The sequence below is a fragment of the Anaerohalosphaeraceae bacterium genome (assembly GCA_037479115.1).
In the GTDB taxonomy this organism is placed as follows: Bacteria; Planctomycetota; Phycisphaerae; order Sedimentisphaerales; family Anaerohalosphaeraceae; genus JAHDQI01.
This window is the reverse complement of the sequence record JBBFLK010000003.1, coordinates 152,364-172,500: the sequence shown is the minus strand read 5'-3', so window position 1 is coordinate 172,500 and position 20,137 is coordinate 152,364. Positions and strand designations below refer to the sequence as shown.

The following is a 20,137-nucleotide window of genomic DNA, read 5'->3' as shown; positions in this document are numbered from 1 at the left end:
CTTTCGGCTTTCTAACCCCTGACAGCAGTTTACACCCCGAGGGGCTTCCTCCTGCACGCGGCGTCGCTGGGTCAGGCTTTCGCCCATTGCCCAATATTCGTTACTGCAGCCCTCCGTGGAGGTCCGGGCAGTGTCTCAGTCCCGATGTGGCGGGTCAACCTCTCAGTCCCGCTACCCGTCGTCGCCTTGGTGGGCCGTTACCTCACCAACTAGCTGATAGGAGATAGGCCGCTCCCGAACCGATAAATCTTTGGTCAACTGTCTTGTGACAGCTGACATTATTCGGTATTACTGCCCCTTTCGGTAATCTTGATTGCTCAAGACGACACTATCCCGAAGTTCGGGGTACGTTACCTATCTATTCCTCACCCTTGCGCCACTGACCGCTCTCTCGGTTACCCAATTGAACGGCCCGTTCGACTTGCATGTCTTAGCCACGCCGCCAGCGTTCGTTCTGAGCCAGGATCAAACTCTTCAATTTGTATCGCTGACTCCCGTCTCCGAAGAGACGGTTATCTTCAGCTAAACTCAACTCAAAACTCGCTCACGCAACGAGAACCGGTTGATTCCCGCAGGGTCTTTCGACCCCGCAAAGGTTTTTCAACACACCAATTTTGGAGGGCCTCGAACCAAGATTCGTGAGGGTCCGAGGTCCTGCGGTCTCGCTGCTTAGGATGGTATCAACTGTTCACTTGCCAAAGAGCTTTTCAGTTTCGTTTCGACTTCTTCAAGCCGAAACAATAAGCGGCCAAGCAATTCTCATTAAGAACTTACTTGTCCGCTCGTTCATCTGAGATGAGTTAATATAACTCCAAAAATTTTCCCGTCAATAGCATTTTTAAAAAATTTTTTATTTTTTTTCGTCATTCGCCGGCAGGGACTTTATCACAATTACAGGATATATCCCGTCCGCTTATAGGACATTTTTTTTCTCTTGTCAAAACCGCCTTTTTTTACGTATTGTTTTTCAGAAAGGTTCTTCGCAATGACGCCGAACGAAAAATATCAACACCTTCAAATAAGGCTGCGAGCCCTGCAGAAGCTTGCCGTCGCCTTTTCCGGCGGCGTGGACAGCACCTTCCTTCTGGCCGCCGCCGCACAAACGCTCGGCCCGCAAAATGTCCTGGCCTGCATCGGCATCAGCCCTTCTCTTCCGCAATCGCAATTGAAACAAGCCCGGCGGATTGCAGAACAACTCCAAATCCGTCTGCTGGAAATCCTCTTGACCGAATTGAACGACCCCAACTACACCGCCAACAGACAAGACCGCTGCTTTCACTGCAAAAGCCATCAAATGCTGACGATTCGCCGCCGCGCCGAACAGGAAGGATTTTCCCTTCTGGCCTGCGGCAGCAATTGGGATGACCAAAACGATTACAGGCCGGGCTCGCGGGCCGTTGCCGCTCTGAATATTCTGACTCCCCTGATGGAGGCACAATTAACCAAAGAAGATATCCGATTCCTCAGCCGGCAGATGAATCTGCCGACCGCAGACCTGCCTGCCTCGCCCTGTCTGGCTTCGCGCATTGCCTACGGGATTGAAATCACCGAAGAAAAACTGCATCAGGTCGAACAGGCGGAAGACTTCCTCCGCTCATTGGGGCTTTCTGAGCTTCGTGTCCGACATCACGGCATTCTGGCTCGAATCGAGGTCCCTTCCAATCAAATCCAAAAACTCACAGAGGAATCCTGTCGAAATAAAATTGTCGAAACACTCAAATCCCTCGGCTTTCAATATATCACCCTCGACCTGCAGGGCTTCCGCTCCGGCTCTCTGAACGAAATGCTCAAGCCCTCAGAGCGTCTCTGAACCGTCTTTTCTTCTTCCGAAATTATCGGACATTTTATTTAAAGCGATTCAAAGCCCCTCTGCCCCCCATTCCGCGGCCCCAAATTAAGTATATCTCCGTATTTGCCGAAGAAAAAATACCTATTGAGCCGGCGGAATCCTTCAGAAAATCGCAAAACTGTTTTTCAGGTTTCATGAAACGTTTTTTTTATATTCATCAGGACGGAAAACAAACAGACCCGCATAGGCGGCATCAATCTGCACCGCTCGCTTTGCTTCTTGCGGGAATCGTCTTCTGCCCCTTCGGCCCCCAGGTCTTTCAGGCCGAGTTGTTCGCTGAGAAAAACCTCTTTGATATGTCCCTGGAAGAGCTGATGAATGTCTCTCTGGTGGTTTCCTCTTCCCGGACCGAACAGAAATTAACGGAAAGCCCGGTCCCGGTTACAGTTATCACCGCAGAAGAAATTCACGCCTCCGGCTTGACAAATATTCCGGAAATCCTGCAGTTTTATACCGGCATGGACGTCGCAAAACTGGACCGCACACGCTGGATTGTCGGCGTGCACGGCATGCACAGCGAATTTTCCGACCGAACCCTCGTCCTGCTGGACGGCCGGAGCATAATGAATCCTGTTTTCGGGGCTCCAAACTGGCTGAACCTGCCGATTTTCCTCGAAGACATTGAACAGATTGAAATCACGCGGGGACCGGCCGGAGCCGTTTGGGGAGCCAACGCCTTCAACGGGGTCATCAACATCATCACCAAAAAACCCGACCGGACACGGAATCTTCTGAGTACAACCGTCAGTCAACACGGAGACAGTTTTACGCACCTGCGATGGGCAAACACGCAAGACAAATGGGCATGGAAAATCTCCGCCGGATTCGAAACCATCCAAGATTCCGATGCAGCCGGCGCCGGCAAGTACCAGCTCGGCTATCCGGATATGGCCCCGCTGATTCCGGTACAAACGTACCCCGCACGCGATTTTCTGCGCATCTGGAAGACGGATTCCGTCATTTCGTATCAGACAGACCCTTCGACAAAATGGACCTTCGGGGCTGCTGCTTCCGCCAACGAAACAGGCGACCGGGAAATGTGCGGCCGTTTTCCGCAAGAAGATGTTCACATTGAAATGCTCCGTTTGTTTTCCCGCACCGACTTCGGCATCGATGAGGACATCAGCGGACACCTGCAATGGTATGGAAATTACGCCGCCTTTGAGACCCCTTTTGTGATAGACCGATATGACTACTTTGAGAACGACTTTGAAGGCCAGCTAACCCTGACTCCCAATGAAAAACATACCATCACGATGGGCGGCAGCGCTCGATGGACGCGCATCAGAAACCGAAATCAAACCGTTTTCGGAGAAATCCTTTTCAGCCAAAAAAGATATGAAGAGTACTGGACGGGCTTTTTTCTGATGGACCAGGTCAAACTGACCGACCGGCTGACCCTCGAGGCACAGGGCCGAATCGACCGCTACAGCGAAAGCGGAACTGATGCATCGGTTCGTCTGTCTTCCTTATACGCCCTCGATGAGGCCCGCAGCCACATTCTGCGGGCCGGTTTCGCCAGGGCTTTCCGGGCCCCCACCATCATGCTGCGTGAAACCACACTGAACGGACTGATGGGATTAGTGAATATCATTCCAATCCCCGAAAAACTCAAAAACGAATCCGTCTCGTCCATTGAAGCCGGATACAGCGGACAGCTGACCGAACACCTCTTCCTCCGCACAGATGTTTATTATCAGCGAATGGAAGACCTCATCGGCAGTGAAATCGTCAGCGAAATCGGACCTGTCCAGAACAGCACTTTTTTCAATATCGACGGAGCCGACGCATGGGGAACAGATTGCGAAATCACCTTTAGACACAGCGTTTTCACAGCCGCCGCCTTTTACAGCTTCAATCATTTAAGAACAGACTTCAGCGAACAGAATATCCGCGCTTTCTTCCCCTCCGAGCATAAAACAGGTTTGCGTGTCCGCTGGAAACTCGATGAGAAATGGGCCATGAATCTCAACTATGTGTATAACAATCTGATTCCGATAACCCCTACCGGAAGCCCGCCGGACGATATCGAGGTAAAAAACCGTCTTGACATCACCTTCACCCGCCAAATCGCTCAGGGCAAGGGGGAATGGATGCTGGGGGTGACAGACCTTTTCAATCAAACCGTCCCGCCGGTTCACGACATCAGTTATTTTACGGCTTACGAAACCCCGGGTCGTACTTTCTTTACGCGTCTGCAGCTGTCCTTCTGAAATCCAATAAAAAAGGCCGAACCAAGTCCGGCCTTCGCATTCCGATTTCCAAAAAATCTACCCATTGATTTCTCGCGGGTCTTTGCCCTCTTCGATGGCCTGAATCTTCCGGACCCGCCGCTGGTGACGGCCCCCTTCAAAATCCGTCGTCAGCCACACTTCAACCATTTTCCGGAGCATCGTCGGCCCAAGCAAATCGCCGGACAGACACAGAACGTTTGCATCGTTATGCTGACGAGAAACCTTCGCCGCCAGTTCATCATAGCACAGAGCCGCCCGAATCCCCTTGACTTTGTTGGCGGCAATGCACATTCCGATACCGGTCCCGCAAACCAGGATAGCACGGTCGGCCTTTCCGGAAGCCACGGCCATCGCCGCTTCATAGGCGTAATCCGGATAATCGACCGCCTGGTCATCCTTGTGGGTTAAATCCAGACATTGATGCCCCAGTTGAGTCACAATCGCTCGAATCTGCTCGCCGGAGCGCACGCCGCGGTGGTCATTAGAAACAGCAACAATCATAAAATTTCTTCAATCCTTTCTCGAAGAGCCCTTTCTATTTGTCTGGCACACCTTCTGTAAACGTCTATATCCTGTCCTGCCGGATCCGGAATTTCCGCCTTTTTATCCAATAGATATGCCTGAAAATCAGACGGCCTCATTCGCTCGATATCAGACAAATGGCATTCCGTCATAACAAAAACAAGGTCGCTTTCCTGAAGCGCCTGTTTTGTCAGAAACCGGCTTTTATGTTCATTTAAGGAAACGCCGTATTCGCGACATATAATATCTGATTCTTTGCTTGCTCGAAGACCGTCAGCTGCAAAGACACCGGCCGATTCAACCTTATAACCAAACCGTTCAAGAGAGTCAATAGAACAACCTAATTTATCCGAAAGAATCTTTTTACAAATGGCTTCAGCCATCGGACTTCGACAGGTATTTCCACTGCAGACAAACAATATCTTAATTAAGCTGTTTTTACGAAGCATTTCAGACGAAAAAGAACCCTCTTCAATAATCTCTAAGCCGCTTGCTCCATATTTCACAACCGAAAATGTCTTTTTGTTTCGGATGCTGCATTCATCCAAATCTACAACCAAATCAATTTTGCCCTTGAAATATTCGTAAACATCCGCAGGAGCATATGGATTAAACTTTTCCGAATTCAAGGAACTCATCAGCACAGGCAAAACTGTAGAAGACGATATTTCTCTTGTTTCCTCTGATTCCGGACAATACAAACAAATCCTGCCGTCCTCGTATAAGCAGCGGCAAATTTCTTCCGGAAAGACGCTTCTCATTTTTTGAAGACCTTCCTGGTCCATTTCAAACACTAAAAGAAGGGGACCCGGCCAGCAGTTTCGGATAAGCTTCATCACCGGCCGCAGAACCTTGGGAACATATTTGGAAATGTCCTCCTTTTTTCCCAGAAGCACCGTATGCGGTGCCGGCGCACCTTCTTTCAGGTCATCCAATCCGGCCAACGTGTCCGGCAGGGCCCGCGCCGCTAAGCCGTACCCCGTTTCGGTCGGAAGCGCCGCAATGGCCCCCTGCTCAAGGGCACGAACCACTTTTCGAACCGCTTCCTTATTCAGCGGTTTTCCCAATTTGATAAGCTCTGTTTCCATCGGTCTTTTCGATACAAGGTCCCCGGCAACGGAAGCAAAATCTTAATTTTTCTCGGCGGCAAAAGCAAACCGAAAAGTATTGACTTTTGTCCCACAGATGCCTATAGTAATCCCCCAATTGTTCGAGACATTTAGAGGAAATGTTTTAAGGAAAACCTGTATGTCCATTCTGGTTCAGAAATTCGGCGGAACCTCTGTTGCGAATGCCGAGAAAATCCGCCGAGCCGCGAAACGAGCCATCGAAGCACATCAAAAAGGCTATCAGGTTGTTGTCGTGGCCTCCGCCCGCGGAAAGCAGACCGATGAGCTGATTGCCGATGCGATGGAAATCAACCCCAATCCGCCTAAGCGGGAGATGGACATGCTGCTGAGCACCGGCGAACAGCAGACGGTTTCACTTTTTGCTATGGCCTGCTATGCAATGGGGCAAAAAGCCATCAGTTTCACCGGTTCGCAAATCAGCATGCTCACCGATGACACCCACACAAAGGCTCGCATCCAAAGCATCGGGACGGAAAAAATCCGCAAAAAACTGGATGAAGGGTATATCGTGGTCGTTGCGGGCTTCCAGGGTGTCGATGCGGAAGGCAATATCACCACCCTCGGACGCGGCGGCTCCGATACCAGTGCCGTCGCCCTGGCCGCCGCCCTCGGTGCCAGTTTTTGCGAAATTTATACCGACGTCGATGGAATTTACACCACCGACCCCCGAATCTATCCCAAAGCCGTCAAGATGGAACAAATCAGCTACGATGAAATGCTCGAACTGGCCAGTTTGGGCGCCGGCGTCATGCACAGCCGGTCCATCGAATTCGGCAAAAAATACAATGTCACCATTCATGTCCGAAGCAGCCTGAACAACAATCCCGGAACACTAATCACTCATGAGGTCCCGAAAATGGAAGGTATATTGGTTTCTGGTGCAACCATTCAGAAAGATTTGGCCAAAATCAGCCTGATCGGAGTGGACAACAAACCCGGCAACGCCGCAAAAATCTTCTCCCATCTGGCCAAGGCACGCGTCAGCGTCAATGACATCATTCAGACCGAAGTCAGCCCGGAAAAAGCCAACATCCTCTTTACGGTCAACAAGTCCGACCTGGATGCCGCTCGGCAGGCCATCGAGGAAATCCGCGAATCTGTCCATTGCCAGAACGTATTTGTTCGGGAGGACGTGGCGGAAGTTTCGATTGTCGGAGTTGGGATGCGGTCTCATTACGGCGTAGCCGATCGAATGTTCCAGGCCCTGGCCGATGCAAAAATCAACATTGATTCCATCACAACCAGCGAAATCCGAATCAGCTGTCTGGTCAACTTGGCCGACGGCGATAAGGCCCTGATTGCAGTCTGCGATGCTTTCCAGCTTGATCGCCCCTCCAATCAGCGGACTCTGTAAACCCCAAAAACGATTCGGCGGTCTCCGTGCATGGAAACCGCCGAATCGGGACTCGGCCTCGCATTCAGGCACAGCATACAAGGCACACAGACGATACCGAAAACAGGCATATAGACTGTTTCGGTTTTTCGGCAGTTTTTCAGCTTCCGCTTTCGGCCTGCCGTTTGGCCGCTTCCCGGCGAAGATAATCCGCCAGCTGAACAGACTTTTCCTCGGCGAAACTAATCAGTTGGTCCATCCCCAGACGTATTTTGCACGACAAAGCCAGTAAATCCTCCCGCATCTGCTGTCTTTCCGCCAGTCGTTCCGTCATCGTCTGTTCATTCTTCGTCCGGCCGTCCTCGACAGGAGCCACCAAATACAGGGCCGCCGCAAATCCTGCCCCAAACACCATCATGAGAAACAGCAATCGACCCATCGTTTTCTCCCGCGGAAAACATCGTTTTTTGGTTTTGCATTTGCCTTACCAAGTCGGCCTCGTCTATTAAAACCTACGAAATATCCGCAGGCCGGTCAACCAATGAACCCGGGGAAAAGGAAAATTTTGAATTGCCGTAACCAGCGAAACAGCAATGGTTTACAAAAGGCATGGCCCTGCTGAACCGACGCAGAAACGCCGATTCTCTCCAACCAACGACGCCGCCGGTCAATTCAGATGATCCAGAATATCCTGCAGCTCTGAACAGACCAGCTCGACCTCTCCGCGGCTCAGATTGTTATGAAACGGCAGTGCGATGGTGCGGGCGCTGATATGGTCCGTTACGGGGAAATCCCCGCTCTTGTGTCCGAGGGCTTTGGCGAGAAACGGCTGCAGATACACCGGCGGAAAATAGTTGCTCACCTGAATCCCCCGTTCCATTAGCCGGTTGAGCACTTCGTTGCGCTGCTCGGGTCGGTAGACATCCGCCAGACGAATCACAAACACAAACCAGCTCATCCTCGCCCCGCCGGGAACCTGCGGGAGAACAATGCGTTTTTCATTCGCCAGCCGCTCCAGATACATCTGGGCTACCTGCTGACGCTTGCGCACAAACTCTTCGATCCGCCTGACCTGAGAAACACCCAGGGCACAGTTAATATCGCTGAGGCGGTAATTGTAGCCGAGCCGCTCATGGGCCAGCCAGCCCCCCCCGCTTCCCCGCCCCTGATTGCGAAGCGAAATGCACAAGCGGGCGATTTCCTCATCATCCGTCACAATCATTCCTCCTTCGCCGGTCGTCATCTGCTTATTGGGATAAAACGCAAAGACCCCCACCCGTCCGAAGGTACCTGCTTTTCGTCCGTTCAATTCCGACCCGAGGGCCTCGCAGCAATCCTCCACCACCTCCAGCCTGTGGGCTTTTGCCAACTCGCAAATCTTATCCATCCCCGCCGGATTGCCGAATACCTCCACCGGAACAATGGCTTTTGTTCGAGGGGTTATTTTCTTTTCAACCTCCTTTACATCCAGATTCAGCGTGACCGGGTCAATATCGGCAAACACCGGCGTCGCACCGGTCATCAGAATCGTGGTCACGGTGGCAATAAACGTAAATGGTGTCGTAATCACCTCATCGCCCGGCCCCAGGCCCATCGCCTTCATACATAAAAACAACCCGCTGGTGCCGCTGTTGACCGCCACCGCATGGCGCCGGCCTACATACCGTTCAAAACACTCCTCAAACTCCCGCACCTTCGGCCCCAGCGACAAATAGGGACTTCGCAGAACCTCAACAACGGCCTGTATATCCGATTCATTGACATCCGGACGCGAAAGGGGGACTCGAAACTCCATATTGCATATCCTTTTTTTAATTTTAGTGAAAGAAACAGTTATTTTAGCAGATTCTGTCTCGATTTTCAATAGATTTTACGATTTCCCCGTGACCCGATTCCTGAATTTGCCGTTGACGGCGGACGCTTTCTTCGGTAAGGTAGTAGGCAGATGTCTGACTCCAATCTGCCAATCTGAGGTTCTATGACTCAAATAAAAGAAGAATGCGGGATATTCGGTATTTTCGGAGATCCCGAAGCCGTTCAGAAAACGTATTTCGGATTACACAGTCTTCAGCATCGAGGCCAGGAATCCGCGGGCATTGCCTCCAGCAACGGTGAGAGTATCCATTGTTATACAGGAATGGGGCATGTCAGCCGGGTTTTCCGTTCCGGACGGGGCATCCTCGAACGGCTGAACAACCCAATGGCGATCGGCCATGTCCGCTATTCAACCAGCGGCTCCACCACGCCGATGAATGCCCAGCCCTTCCTGAGTGAATACTCACGCGGACAGGTGGCTGTCGCCCACAACGGCAATCTGATTAATGCTTCTCTGCTTCGGGATGAATATGAGGCCTATGGGCATATTTTCAAATCCTCTAACGATACCGAAATTATCGTCCATCTGCTGGCCAAACCGTCTCATATCACCAAACCGGACCCTCTCGGACATGTCCTCAACCATCTGCAGGGGTCTTTTTCGCTTCTGTTCCTCTTTCCGGACCGCATCGAAGCCGCCCGCGACCCCTACGGAATCCGTCCGCTGTGTCTGGGAAAAACCAAAAACGGCGCCTACTGTGTAGCCAGTGAAACCTGCGCTTTTGACGCCATCGAAGCCGATTACATCCGTGAAATTGAACCCGGCGAAATCGTCACCCTCGACGCCGAGGGCGTCCACAGCCGTTTCTTTGTTACCCCCGGAACCGTCACGCCGGCCCACTGCATTTTCGAGCATGTCTATTTCGCCAAGCAAAGCAGCATTGTCTTCGGAGAAAACGTCCACGAAGTCCGCAAACGGTGCGGGCGCCGTCTGGCTCAGGAGCATCCGGTTTCCGCCGATGTTGTCATTCCCGTGCCGGATTCCGGCACTTCCGCCGCAATCGGCTATTCCCTCGAAAGCGGCATTCCCTTCGATATGGGGTTTGTCCGCAGCCACTACGTCGGACGCACCTTTATCTCGCCCAGTCAGGCCCTTCGGGATTTGGAAGTAAAACTCAAACTGACGGTTGTCAAAGAAGCCGTGCGGGGCAAACGGGTCATTGTGATTGACGATTCCGTCGTCCGCGGCACAACCACCAAAGGCAAGATCCGCTCTCTGCGTCAGGCCGGCGCCAAAGAAATCCACCTGCGGGTGGCCTGTCCGCCGGTCCGCTTCCCCTGCTTTTACGGCGTGGATTTCCCGACCCGCGAGGAACTGCTGGCCAATCAGGTCCCCCTGTCCGACATCAGCCGTGCTCTCGAAGCCGACAGCGTGGAGTATCTGTCCCTCGAAGGACTGCTGAGCAGCGTTTCTCTTCCTGCAGACCATTACTGCACGGCCTGCTGGAGCGGTCAGTATCGAATCCCCGTTACAACACCGGTGAACAAATTTTCCCTGGAACGCCATCAAATGCAATTATTCGACGAGATGGAACTCTGATGACACCCTCAAAAAAACTCACGTATCAGCAGGCCGGCGTCAGCATTGACGCCAACGATGAAATGGTCCGACGCATCAGCCGTTCGCTGGCCTCCACATTCGGCCCGCGTGTCATTCCGCTGGAAAACGGCTTTGCCGGTCTTTTTCGTCTCGATTATGATGAAAAATTATTCAAGAAAAACTACAAAAACCCCGTTCTGGTTGCCTGTACCGACGGCGTAGGAACCAAAATCCTCATCGCCCGCCAGATGAACCGGATGGATTCCATCGGAATCGATTTGGTGGCGATGAATGTCAATGATATGCTCGTCCAGGGCGCTGAACCGCTCTTTTTCCTCGATTATCTGGCGGTCCACAAACTCATCCCGGAACAGATTGCCGAGATGGTCGAAGGCATCGCGGCCGGCTGCCGGATGGCGGACTGTGCCCTCATCGGCGGAGAAACGGCCGAAATGCCTGATTTATATGCGGAAAACGAATGCGACATGGCCGGATTTGCCGTCGGCGTCGTGGAGCGAAACCGCATCATCACCGGCCGAAATGTAGCACCGGGCGATGTCGTTCTCGGTCTGGCTTCCACCGGTCTGCACAGCAACGGTTATACCCTCGTCCGCCATATCTGCTTTAAGCAGGAAAAACTTCAGCTCGATGACCGTCTGGACGAATTGGACGGCGCCCCGTTAGGGCAAATCCTCCTGACGCCCACACGGATTTACGTCCGCTCGGTTATCTCCGTCCTGTCTGCCTATAAAACCAAAAAAGTCATCCACGGCATGGCTCATATCACCGGCGGCGGGCTGGTCGGGAATATTCCGCGCGTCCTTCCCCCCGCCTGCAATGCCGTCCTGAAAAAGAAATCCTGGCCGATTCCCCCCATTTTCCATTTCCTCCAAAAACGCGGTCCGGTCGAGGAACAGGAAATGTACCGGGTCTTTAATATGGGAATCGGGTATGTCCTGATTGTTGCTCCGGATTTTGCCGATGCAGTGAAAACCAAGCTGGAAAAAGCCGGAGAAGAAGTCTATAAAATCGGCGTGATTACACCCGGAACAGGCAAGGTCGTCATCAAATAAGCGGGAAATTCGAAACATGGGTCCGGCAAACAGGCAAGGAGGAGTTTTGCAGCGGATTTTGTATCCCGGCCTGCCGGCAGGGCTGCTTTTTTTGGCTGTATCCGTTTTCCTCTTTTGGCCGCTGCCGTCCCGCTGGGGTCTTTGGGGCACACTGCTGCCGGCAAACAGTTTTCTGGCGGCGATGGGCTGTTTTGTGCTCAGCCGGCGATGGCTGGATTCCTTTTGGGCCTCCGCCATAGCCGGCGCTGCCTATGGGTTCGGGCCGTTTGTCCTCAGCTTTAAGCTCTATCATCCCCTGGCCGGCTTCTCGATTGCGCTTTTGCCCTGGCTCTTCTGTCCGGCCGCCTTTTGGAATCGCTTTGCCAAACCGTCTTTGTCCATCGCGCTGCGCCGCCTTCCCCTTTTGATTCTTCCTTTTGCCTTCCTGTTTCTTTTTTACTGGCTCGCTTCTCTGCCGCAGCTGGGACCGTACAGTCTGATGCCTTCCACGCAGCAGCTCGGCAAAGAAGATATCCTCTCTATCCTCGAGTTTCCCACCCCTCCGGCCAACAAAATCATCATTGGTTTTTATGCGAATGCCTTTATCCTGGCCGTGATGGGACTGTTTGTCTATTCCTTCCTGCTCCGGGCCCTCGTGCTGCTGCCGCCATTGCTGGGGTTTGTTCTGGCCTTTTCCCAGCCGCTTCTGAACGTTCCTCCCGTAGTCTGGGTCGCCGTGCCGATGCTTTTTCTGTCGGTTCTGGCCGGTTTGGGCGCTCAGGCGTTGGTTGTTGCAGGGCCGGCGGACCGAAAATGGATTTTGGCTTGTCTGCTGCTGGCCGCTTTTCTGGCCGTCTTCTGCTTTTTCTTTGCTTTCAGCCGTCCGGACAGGCACGGATACTGGACCCCGGCCGTGATGTACGGACTTTCTTTTCTGAGCATCGCAGCGGTGTATGGGCTCTGCACCCGGCAGATTCGCCTGCATTTTTTACGGTGGCTTCTGCTCATCGCGGCTCTCGGAGCAGACCTTTTCTACACCAGCCGAACGCTGATTGCCTCCCTGTGAAAAAATCAGGTGGGGTCCGCCTGCCTTCCGCCCTGCGGTATTTTCAGTCCGAGTGCATCGGCCACCTTTTGCAAATCCTCCCAGACCCGCTGGCGATTTTCATAGGAATAATTCCGCAGCAGATAGGCCGGATGATAGGTCGGCATGACTTTGGCCGGACGGTCTGAATCAGAAAAACGGTATTCGTGAAAATATCCTCTCAGCTTGCCGATGGCCGCCTCGGTCTGCAGCAGGGTGCGGGCGGCGTGCGAGCCCAGCGCCACAATCACTTCCGGCCGCAGGATATCCAGCTGCCGCTTCAGATATGGAAGACAGTTCCAGATTTCATCCGGTCGGGGGTCGCGGTTTTCCGGGGGGCGGCACTTGAGCGTGTTGCAGATAAACACATCCTCACGGCGAAGGCCGATGGCGGCAATCATTCGGGTCAGCAGCTGGCCCGCCCGGCCCACAAACGGCCGGCCCTGCTGGTCTTCGTCGGCTCCCGGCGCTTCTCCCACAAAAACCAGCCGGGCCTTCGGATTGCCCTCCCCGGGCACAGCGTTCAGCCGTGTGCTCCCGATTTCGCATTTGCGGCAGGCCCGAACTTCTTCGGCAATTGCCTCCAAAAGCTGCTGGGAATCTTTGGCCCCGCAGGCGTCCGTCGAAACCGGACGGCTTCGCAGGGTAAAATCCCCCGCAAAAAAAGACTCCATTTCTTTGTGCTGCCGCAGCAGTCTGGATACGTCTCGTGGCTCATTCATAGCAGACAGTATATCCAGCCCCGCTCATTCTTCCAAGAAAAAAGGCCTGTCCGGCAAAGACAGGCCTTTGGAAACCCCGCAGAAAAAGACACGCAACCAGCTTACACAACGCCCTGGTCAATCATCGCATCGGCAACCTTGACAAACCCGGCAATGTTGGCACCGACAACATAGTTGCCCGGCACGCCGTATTCTTCCGCTGTGGTCTTCACCTGGGTATGAATGGCATCCATAATCTCCTTTAGACGCCGCTCAACTTCCTCGCGGGTCCAGTTGGTATGCTGGGCGTTCTGAGCCATTTCCAGACCCGAAACCGCCACACCGCCTGCATTGGCCGCCTTGCCCGGCCCGTACAGAATCTTGCTCTGCAGGAAGACTTCCACTCCGCCCGGTTCGGTCGGCATATTGGCGCCTTCGCTCACCAGTTTGCAGCCGTTCTTAACCAGCGTCTTGGCGTCCTCTTCGGAAATCTCATTCTGAGTTGCAGACGGGAAGGCACAATCGCACTGGATGCACCACGGACGCTTGCCGTCCAGATACTGGGAGCCCTTGAATTTATCAGCATATTCCCGAATCCGGCCGCGGCGGACATTCTTGAGCTCCATCACCCAAGCCAGTTTTTCCGCATCGATTCCGGCCGGGTCATAAATCGTTCCCGACGAATCAGACAGAGTCACACACTTGCCGCCGAGCTGATTGATTTTCTCCACAGTATATTGTGCGACGTTTCCGGAACCGGACACCGTGCAGATTTTGCCTGCAATGCTGTCCCCGCGGGTGGCCAGCATATTCTGCGCAAAGAAGACACAGCCGTAGCCGGTCGCTTCCGGCCGAATCAGAGAGCCGCCCCACTTGACCGCCTTGCCCGTCAGAACGCCGGTAAACTCATTGACAATCCGTTTGTACTGGCCGAACAGATAGCCGATTTCCCGTCCGCCCACCCCGATGTCGCCGGCCGGCACATCCGTGTTGGCTCCAATGTGCTTGCAAAGTTCCGTCATAAACGACTGACAGAACCGCATCACTTCGTTGTCCGACTTGCCCTTCGGGTCAAAGTCCGAACCGCCTTTGCCGCCGCCCATCGGCAGGGTCGTCAGAGAGTTTTTGAACACCTGTTCAAATGCCAGAAACTTCAAAATCCCCACATTCACGCTCGGATGAAACCGAAGACCACCCTTGTAGGGCCCAATCGCACTGTTCATCTGAACGCGAAAACCGCGGTTGACCTGAATCTGCCCCTTATCATCCAGCCACGGAACACGGAAGACGATGACCCGTTCCGGCTCCGTAATCCGCTCCAGAATTTTGTGCTCCTGATATTTCGGATGACGCTCCAGCACCGGCTCCAAAGACTCCAGCACTTCCTGCACCGCCTGGAAAAATTCCTTCTCTCCGGGGTTTCGGCTCTTGACTATATCCAGAACCGACTGAATGTAAGAGGATACTTTTGACATGTTCCAATTCCTTAAAAAGTCTGTTTTTCCCGTATTTTTGTTTCTGGGCCTTCCCAGAACTGTCTTTTTGTGAAAAGAATCAAGAAAAAACACTTTACTTAAAATAATGTTGTCTTATAGTAATATTAACAAAACCAAATAACAAATAAACTTTTCGAATACTTTCAATAAGCAGGGTTTATATAAGTGATGAATATTGAAACGGCAAAAATCTTCTGTGACTTGGTAGAAATGAAGAACTTTTCACGGACTGCGGAGATTCACGGCATCAGCCAGTCCGCCGTTTCTCAGCAATTGGCCCAGCTGGAAATGGACCACAAAGTCCAGTTAATCAACCGCAAAAAAAGGCCGATTGAACTGACCGCCGCCGGCCAGATTTTCTACCAGGCCTGCAAGGATATCCTCGAACGATACGACCGGCTCAACAGCGAACTGGCCGCCCTCAAGCAGTCCACCTGCAAAATTCATCTGGCGGCCATTTTCAGCATCGGGATGCACACCCTTCAGCCCTACATCCAGAAATTTATGTCCGTCTATCCGGATGTCAACCTGGCGGTCGAGTACAACAGCGCCAAAGATATCTATGAAAAAATTCTCCGCGGAATCATCGATATCGGCGTCGTGGCCGTTCCCCGCCGAGACCGCAATCTCGAAATCTTTCCCTTTGAAAACGAACCGCTCGTGCTGGCCTGCAGCCCGTCTCATCCTTTCGCAAACCGAAAAACGGTGGACATCCACGAGATTCAGGGGGAAAAATTCATCGCCTTTTCGGAAGAAGTCCCCACCCGCCGCTTTATCGACGACATCCTGAACCGATACCACATCACCGTCCGCTGCATCATGGAATTTGACAACATCGAAACGATTAAGCGGGCAGTGGAAATCAATGCGGGAATCAGCATCCTGCCCGCTCCGACTCTTCGCAGTGAATTGGCCAACGGAACGCTGCGGGCAATTGAATTCTCCAATGAATCCTTTTTCCGCCCGACGGGAATTATTGTTCGCAAAGACAAAACCCGCTCCAAGGCCGCCCAATATCTGATTGAACTGCTTCGAAAAGAATAAGTATGCCTGTACACTCTGTTCTTTTTGATCTGGACGGCACGCTGACAGTGCCGCTGCTGGACTTTGATTTGATACGACGCCAAATCGGGCTTCCGCCGGATTGTCCTTCGATCCTGGCTGCGATTGAAAAACTGCCGGAAACGCACCGTCAGCGGGCCTGGGAGATTCTCTGCAGCCATGAGGAACACGCCGCTGTTCATTCCGCACTTCAGCCATCGGCCAAACCCCTGCTGGAGTATCTGCGGCAAAAAAACATCAAAACAGGCATTCTGACCCGCAATTCCCGACAAAGCACCCAAACCGTCCTCGCCAAACACCGCCTTACGGTTGACGGAATGATAACACGTGAAGACGGCCCTCCGAAACCGGACCCTTTCGGCGTGCTGGCCCTGTGCAGACTGTTCCGGTCCTCTCCGCAAAACACCCTCGTTGTCGGCGATTTCCTCCACGACCTCCAGGCCGCCCGTCAGGCAGGAGCTCCGGCCGTCCTTTTCAAAAGCCACCCTCGAGCCGATGAATTTGTTCCGTGGGCGGATTTTGTCATCCATTCCCTTGACGAAATCCGGCTTATCATAGACAATCTGTCCGACAAACTCGAAGGGAACCATCGATGAATAATCTGTTTTTCCGTGTAAGTATGCTCGGGTTCTTTCTGCCGATTGCGGCCTCCGCAGCGGCAACGTCCGATTGTCCGCCCTCCGGGGACCCCAACCAGTCCCCCGATGCGGCCGTTCAGACAATCCTGAACCAAATGCATCAGACCGCGCAAACCATCCAAACCCTTCGGGCCGAGCTGACATATCTGTTCATCCAGGACCCCGAACTGTTGGATTCGAAAACCCTTCGACGGGGCGTCCTTTACTATGTGAAAGGCAAAAGCGGGTCCCGCTCGAACCTGAGAATTTCCTTCGACACCCTCCAGCAGGATCAGGAGCCCCCTCAATCCCGTCCCGAACATTATCTGTTCGACGGCGTCTGGCTGACCAAAATCGATTGGGCTCTCGAAACAATTGACCGCTACCAGAAAGCCCCTGCCGACAAACCGGTCGGTGTTTTCGATTTCATCAGCCACAATTTCCCGATGGTTGGTTTTACAGACCCCCAAAAACTCCGGGACGAGTTCGTTATCACGGCTTCGCCGGAGCCGAACGACCCCAATCAGCCCCGGCATCTGCTTCTGAAGGTTCGGAACAGTTCCCGGTATAAGGATGATTACAGACAAATGGAGGTCTGGATTGACTCCAAAAACTGGCTTCCTATCCGGTTGACAGCCGTTTCGGTCCAGGGAGATTTCTACGATTTAAAGTGGGGCAATCTCCAGATTAATGAAAACATATCCGACAGTGTTTTTCAGATTGCAACCCCGTCTCATTTTCGCCAAAATATCCATCCGTTAGAAGAAAACGCAAACTGATAAAAAAATAAGGAGCTTTCTTATGGCAAGCGGATTGGTTATTTACTATTCCCGCAGCGGCAATACCAAAATCATGGCAAAAACGATTGCGGATGCAATGACGGCCGCAGGCGTTCCGACCGCCTGCAAAAGCGTCAGTGAGGTAAAACCGGACGACCTTCTGAAAGTCGATGCCATAGTCGTCGGCTCCCCTACCTACTACGGCCGGGCCGCCGCCCCCATCGCCCAGCTTTTTGATGAAACCGTCAGCAAGCACGGGAAACTGGACGGCAAAGTCGGCGGGGCCTTCAGCAGCTCGGCCAACATCGGAGGCGGAAACGAAACGACCATCTGCGAAATCAACAATATGATGCTCATCCATGGAATGATTATTCAGGGCGACCCTCAGGGAGACCATTACGGGCCGGTTGCCATCGGAAAGCCCGATAATCGAGCACTCGAACAGTGCTCGCGGAGAGGTCAGCGGATTGCCGCCCTCACGAAACGCCTATTCGGGTAAAATGAGGAAACCCCCGTTTTTCGCAAAAAACTTTGACATCCAAAGACTCGATTGATAGACTTTGGAAACGAAACAAAAAAGATACTAACTGTCTTCTTAGGAGGTTCTTTAATGCAGGAATACGAAACACTCAAAGCTCTGGTTGCTGAAATAGAAGCCGATATCAACAAAGCGGAAGGCGGAAATAAAGCGGCCGGAACAAGAGTCCGCAAACAAATGCAGGCCATCAAACAAGCGGCGCAAAGCGTACGCAATAAAATCCTCGAACTGCGCGTGGAAGACTGACGCAAACGGACAATCCATCGGCCGCTTGAGTTTCTCAAACCCATAAAAACGAGTATGTAAGTCGTGTTTCCTGAAAAGGAAAAGGGGAAATTATGCCTCCGCAATTGCTGTTTCCATATAAAGAATTAGACCTCAATCACATCGAATTTGATCGTGCCGCCATCGCGGAAGTCAACCCTCAATCGTATGAAATGGCTCAGCTGGACGCGATTGTCTGGTATGACTTGTCCAAAATGATGGCCCTTGGATACAAAGACGTCACGCCCAATGAATTCTGGGTTCGAGGCCATATCCCCGGACGTCCGATTATGCCCGGCGTAATCATGGTAGAGGCTGCGGCGCAGCTATGCAGCTTTTTTATGAAAAAAATCTACGGGCTGGAGGGCTTCATCGGCTTTTCCGGCATCGAACAAACCAAATTCAGAGAAACCGTGGTTCCCGGCAGCCGATTGTATCTGCTCGGCCACATTACAAGGGTTCGAAGCCGTCAGTTTGAGGGCGTTGTACAAGGAGTCGTAAACGACAAAATGGTGTTTGATACAGTCATCAGCGGGATGAGAGTATAGGTGGACTATCCGCTCGAACATTTCTTTGAATACCGACAATCCCTGACAAATGAAACACCCCGTTCGCTGCCGAATGAGCGGGGTGTTCTTCTTTTTGCCGATTCAAACAATTGCCCCATTCAGCTTCTTCAGACGGCTTCCATCCGACGAACGGTTTTGACCCGGTTATCAGCTCCTCCCGCCGGGGAGTTGTCCCGCAAAGCCAGTCTTCGGCCTCTGGCTGCCTCGGTCCTTTACACGCTCGTATCCTCGGACTATCACGCTTTCTGGCTGTACAGCCGGCTGGTGAACCTTTTCTTCCCGCAGCAGAGCCGGGACCTGCTCCCGCTTCCGCCGGCCCACTGCGTCCGTCTGAATCCGCAAGAACCCTGGGCGGCCTTTGCCGTGTCCGCTCAGCCGTTTAGAGACAAAGAAGCCGTATATTGGGGGCCCTTTGCGACTCGAAGCGATGCCGATTTCTTTGCCCGCACCTGGAATGACATCTTCTGCCTGTGCCGAAACCGTACGCTGGCTCTGGCAGGAAACGGCTCCAAATGCACCTATTTCCAAATGAATCTTTGTCCGGCAGACTGCGTGAAAAAAGAGCAGAACATCCCCTATCCTCAACGCCTCAAACAAGCCCTCGAAGCAGCTCAATCTTCCCCAGCCTCTCTGCAGAACCCATTGACGGAACGGATGAAAATGCTCGCCGCTCAATTACAATTTGAGCAGGCCCAGGTCATCAAAAAACAGCTCGAATCGCTCGAAAAGCTTCAGACTGCCCCCTATCGCTGGACCACCCCGCTGGAGCGGTTAAAAATCCTTCATATCTCGGAGTACCGCTGCATCCGCTTTCAAAAACGACCGGTTCCGTTGTATCAGGCCTTCGTGATTACGGGGCAAACTGCAGAGAAACTGCCCTGCTTTTCGCTCGAGTCGGCTGAAAACCTGCTTCAAATCGCTCAGACCCCGCCCGGCCGCTGCCTTCTGGAACCGCAAAACCTGTCCGAGCACATCTCCCGACTGTCTGTTTTTCTTTATAAAACCGCTCCGCCGGGCATTTGGCTGAATCTGAATAAACCGCTGGTGCCCAATCGGTTCAAAGAGAAGCTGCAGGAATGGTTGGAAAAAACCGTTTCGGAAACCAAATAAAAAAGGACGCCTTTTTCAGGCGTCCTTATCGATTTAGCCCCAAGGGGATTCGAACCCCTGTTGCCGGGTTGAAAACCCGGTGTCCTAGACCTGCCTAGACGATGGGGCCGCCTCTTGTTTTTTACATACTGATGGCTTCGACCGGGCACTCATTTACACACAAGCCGCAGTCCACGCACTTTTCCGCATCGACTACCGCTTTGCCCTCAATCATCTCAATCGCTTCGCTCGGACAGGCATCCACGCAAGAGCCGCATCCGGTGCACACTTCTTTATCAACTTTTGCCGGCATTGTATTCTCCTTTCCAAGTATCCGGTATTCTTATTCTGTAGGTGCAAAAGAGTACCGAAAAATTTCGGCAGTCTCAAGTATTTTTTCGCT

The 20,137-nt window shown here is 52.7% G+C and carries 20 protein-coding genes, 1 tRNA gene and 1 rRNA gene (1 of these 22 running past the window's edge); 13 read left to right on the top strand and 9 right to left on the bottom strand.

Annotated features, from left to right (window positions below; translation table 11 throughout):
- Positions 1-481, bottom strand: a 16S ribosomal RNA gene (locus WHS88_02760) (it extends 1,074 nt beyond the left edge of the window).
- A gap of 504 nt (positions 482-985) precedes the next feature.
- Between WHS88_02760 and larE the strand changes: the two genes are divergently transcribed.
- Positions 986-1,810 (top strand): ATP-dependent sacrificial sulfur transferase LarE, encoded by an 825-nt coding sequence (gene larE, locus WHS88_02755; protein MEJ5259091.1) that lies wholly within the window; start codon positions 986-988, stop codon positions 1,808-1,810.
- A gap of 335 nt (positions 1,811-2,145) precedes the next feature.
- Positions 2,146-4,062, top strand: a complete 1,917-nt coding sequence (locus WHS88_02750; GenBank protein MEJ5259090.1) for a TonB-dependent receptor — start codon at positions 2,146-2,148, stop codon at positions 4,060-4,062.
- Positions 4,063-4,119: 57 nt separating this feature from the next.
- Here the strand turns inward: WHS88_02750 and rpiB are convergent, their stop codons facing one another.
- Positions 4,120-4,584, bottom strand: coding sequence for a ribose 5-phosphate isomerase B (rpiB, locus tag WHS88_02745; GenBank protein MEJ5259089.1), 465 nt, complete (start codon positions 4,582-4,584; stop codon positions 4,120-4,122).
- Positions 4,581-5,693, bottom strand: a complete 1,113-nt coding sequence (locus tag WHS88_02740; protein MEJ5259088.1) for a Sua5/YciO/YrdC/YwlC family protein — start codon at positions 5,691-5,693, stop codon at positions 4,581-4,583. The genes rpiB and WHS88_02740 overlap by 4 nt, the downstream gene beginning before the upstream one ends.
- Positions 5,694-5,853: 160 nt before the next feature.
- Here WHS88_02740 and WHS88_02735 point away from each other — a divergent pair, with 160 nt between their 5' ends.
- Positions 5,854-7,089 carry an aspartate kinase gene (locus WHS88_02735; protein MEJ5259087.1) on the top strand — a complete coding sequence of 412 codons (1,236 nt, stop codon included), beginning with the start codon at positions 5,854-5,856 and terminating at the stop codon, positions 7,087-7,089.
- A gap of 139 nt (positions 7,090-7,228) precedes the next feature.
- Here WHS88_02735 and WHS88_02730 read toward each other — a convergent pair whose 3' ends face one another.
- Positions 7,229-7,507 carry a hypothetical protein gene (locus WHS88_02730; GenBank protein ID MEJ5259086.1) on the bottom strand — a complete coding sequence of 93 codons (279 nt, stop codon included), beginning with the start codon at positions 7,505-7,507 and terminating at the stop codon, positions 7,229-7,231.
- A 228-nt stretch (positions 7,508-7,735) separates the two neighbouring features.
- Entirely contained in the window at positions 7,736-8,863 is a 1,128-nt protein-coding gene (locus tag WHS88_02725) for a DegT/DnrJ/EryC1/StrS family aminotransferase (protein ID MEJ5259085.1), read from the bottom strand.
- A gap of 183 nt (positions 8,864-9,046) precedes the next feature.
- Here WHS88_02725 and purF point away from each other — a divergent pair, with 183 nt between their 5' ends.
- Genes purF through WHS88_02710 form a run of 3 tightly spaced genes read left to right on the top strand, consistent with a single transcriptional unit; the run spans position 9,047 to position 12,601 of the window.
- Complete coding sequence (purF, locus tag WHS88_02720) at positions 9,047-10,483, top strand: amidophosphoribosyltransferase (protein ID MEJ5259084.1); 1,437 nt, start codon at positions 9,047-9,049, stop codon at positions 10,481-10,483.
- Positions 10,483-11,556, top strand: coding sequence for a phosphoribosylformylglycinamidine cyclo-ligase (gene purM, locus WHS88_02715; GenBank protein ID MEJ5259083.1), 1,074 nt, complete (start codon positions 10,483-10,485; stop codon positions 11,554-11,556). Before purF ends, purM begins: the two co-directional genes overlap by 1 nt.
- Before the next feature lie 46 nt (positions 11,557-11,602).
- Positions 11,603-12,601: a hypothetical protein gene (locus WHS88_02710; protein MEJ5259082.1), complete on the top strand. Its 999-nt coding sequence runs from the start codon at positions 11,603-11,605 to the stop codon at positions 12,599-12,601.
- A 5-nt stretch (positions 12,602-12,606) separates the two neighbouring features.
- On the opposite strand, the gene WHS88_02705 is transcribed toward WHS88_02710, so the two are convergent.
- Both WHS88_02705 and gdhA read right to left on the bottom strand, forming a co-directional pair.
- The gene (locus WHS88_02705) at positions 12,607-13,341 is read right to left on the bottom strand and encodes a uracil-DNA glycosylase (GenBank protein ID MEJ5259081.1); all 735 of its coding nucleotides are present in this window, start codon (positions 13,339-13,341) and stop codon (positions 12,607-12,609) included.
- A 101-nt stretch (positions 13,342-13,442) separates the two neighbouring features.
- Positions 13,443-14,795, bottom strand: a complete 1,353-nt coding sequence (gdhA, locus tag WHS88_02700; GenBank protein ID MEJ5259080.1) for an NADP-specific glutamate dehydrogenase — start codon at positions 14,793-14,795, stop codon at positions 13,443-13,445.
- Between the two features lie 189 nt (positions 14,796-14,984).
- Between gdhA and WHS88_02695 the strand changes: the two genes are divergently transcribed.
- The 7 genes from WHS88_02695 to WHS88_02665 all read left to right on the top strand — a co-directional run bounded on the left by WHS88_02695 (position 14,985) and on the right by WHS88_02665 (position 19,755).
- Positions 14,985-15,860, top strand: a complete 876-nt coding sequence (locus WHS88_02695) for a LysR family transcriptional regulator (protein ID MEJ5259079.1) — start codon at positions 14,985-14,987, stop codon at positions 15,858-15,860.
- Positions 15,861-15,862: 2 nt separating this feature from the next.
- Positions 15,863-16,474 carry an HAD family hydrolase gene (locus WHS88_02690; GenBank protein ID MEJ5259078.1) on the top strand — a complete coding sequence of 204 codons (612 nt, stop codon included), beginning with the start codon at positions 15,863-15,865 and terminating at the stop codon, positions 16,472-16,474.
- Complete coding sequence (locus WHS88_02685; GenBank protein MEJ5259077.1) at positions 16,471-17,274, top strand: hypothetical protein; 804 nt, start codon at positions 16,471-16,473, stop codon at positions 17,272-17,274. The genes WHS88_02690 and WHS88_02685 overlap by 4 nt, the downstream gene beginning before the upstream one ends.
- Positions 17,275-17,296: 22 nt before the next feature.
- Entirely contained in the window at positions 17,297-17,773 is a 477-nt protein-coding gene (locus WHS88_02680; protein MEJ5259076.1) for a flavodoxin domain-containing protein, read from the top strand.
- Between the two features lie 111 nt (positions 17,774-17,884).
- The gene (locus WHS88_02675; protein ID MEJ5259075.1) at positions 17,885-18,058 is read left to right on the top strand and encodes a hypothetical protein; all 174 of its coding nucleotides are present in this window, start codon (positions 17,885-17,887) and stop codon (positions 18,056-18,058) included.
- A gap of 92 nt (positions 18,059-18,150) precedes the next feature.
- Positions 18,151-18,624: a hypothetical protein gene (locus WHS88_02670; GenBank protein MEJ5259074.1), complete on the top strand. Its 474-nt coding sequence runs from the start codon at positions 18,151-18,153 to the stop codon at positions 18,622-18,624.
- Positions 18,625-19,755 carry a hypothetical protein gene (locus WHS88_02665; protein MEJ5259073.1) on the top strand — a complete coding sequence of 377 codons (1,131 nt, stop codon included), beginning with the start codon at positions 18,625-18,627 and terminating at the stop codon, positions 19,753-19,755. It abuts the gene before it with no gap.
- A gap of 34 nt (positions 19,756-19,789) precedes the next feature.
- Here WHS88_02665 and WHS88_02660 read toward each other — a convergent pair.
- Both WHS88_02660 and WHS88_02655 read right to left on the bottom strand, forming a co-directional pair.
- Positions 19,790-19,864: transfer RNA gene (locus WHS88_02660), tRNA-Glu, on the bottom strand.
- Positions 19,865-19,876: 12 nt separating this feature from the next.
- Positions 19,877-20,047, bottom strand: coding sequence for a 4Fe-4S binding protein (locus WHS88_02655; protein ID MEJ5259072.1), 171 nt, complete (start codon positions 20,045-20,047; stop codon positions 19,877-19,879).
- Positions 20,048-20,137 lie beyond the last annotated feature (90 nt).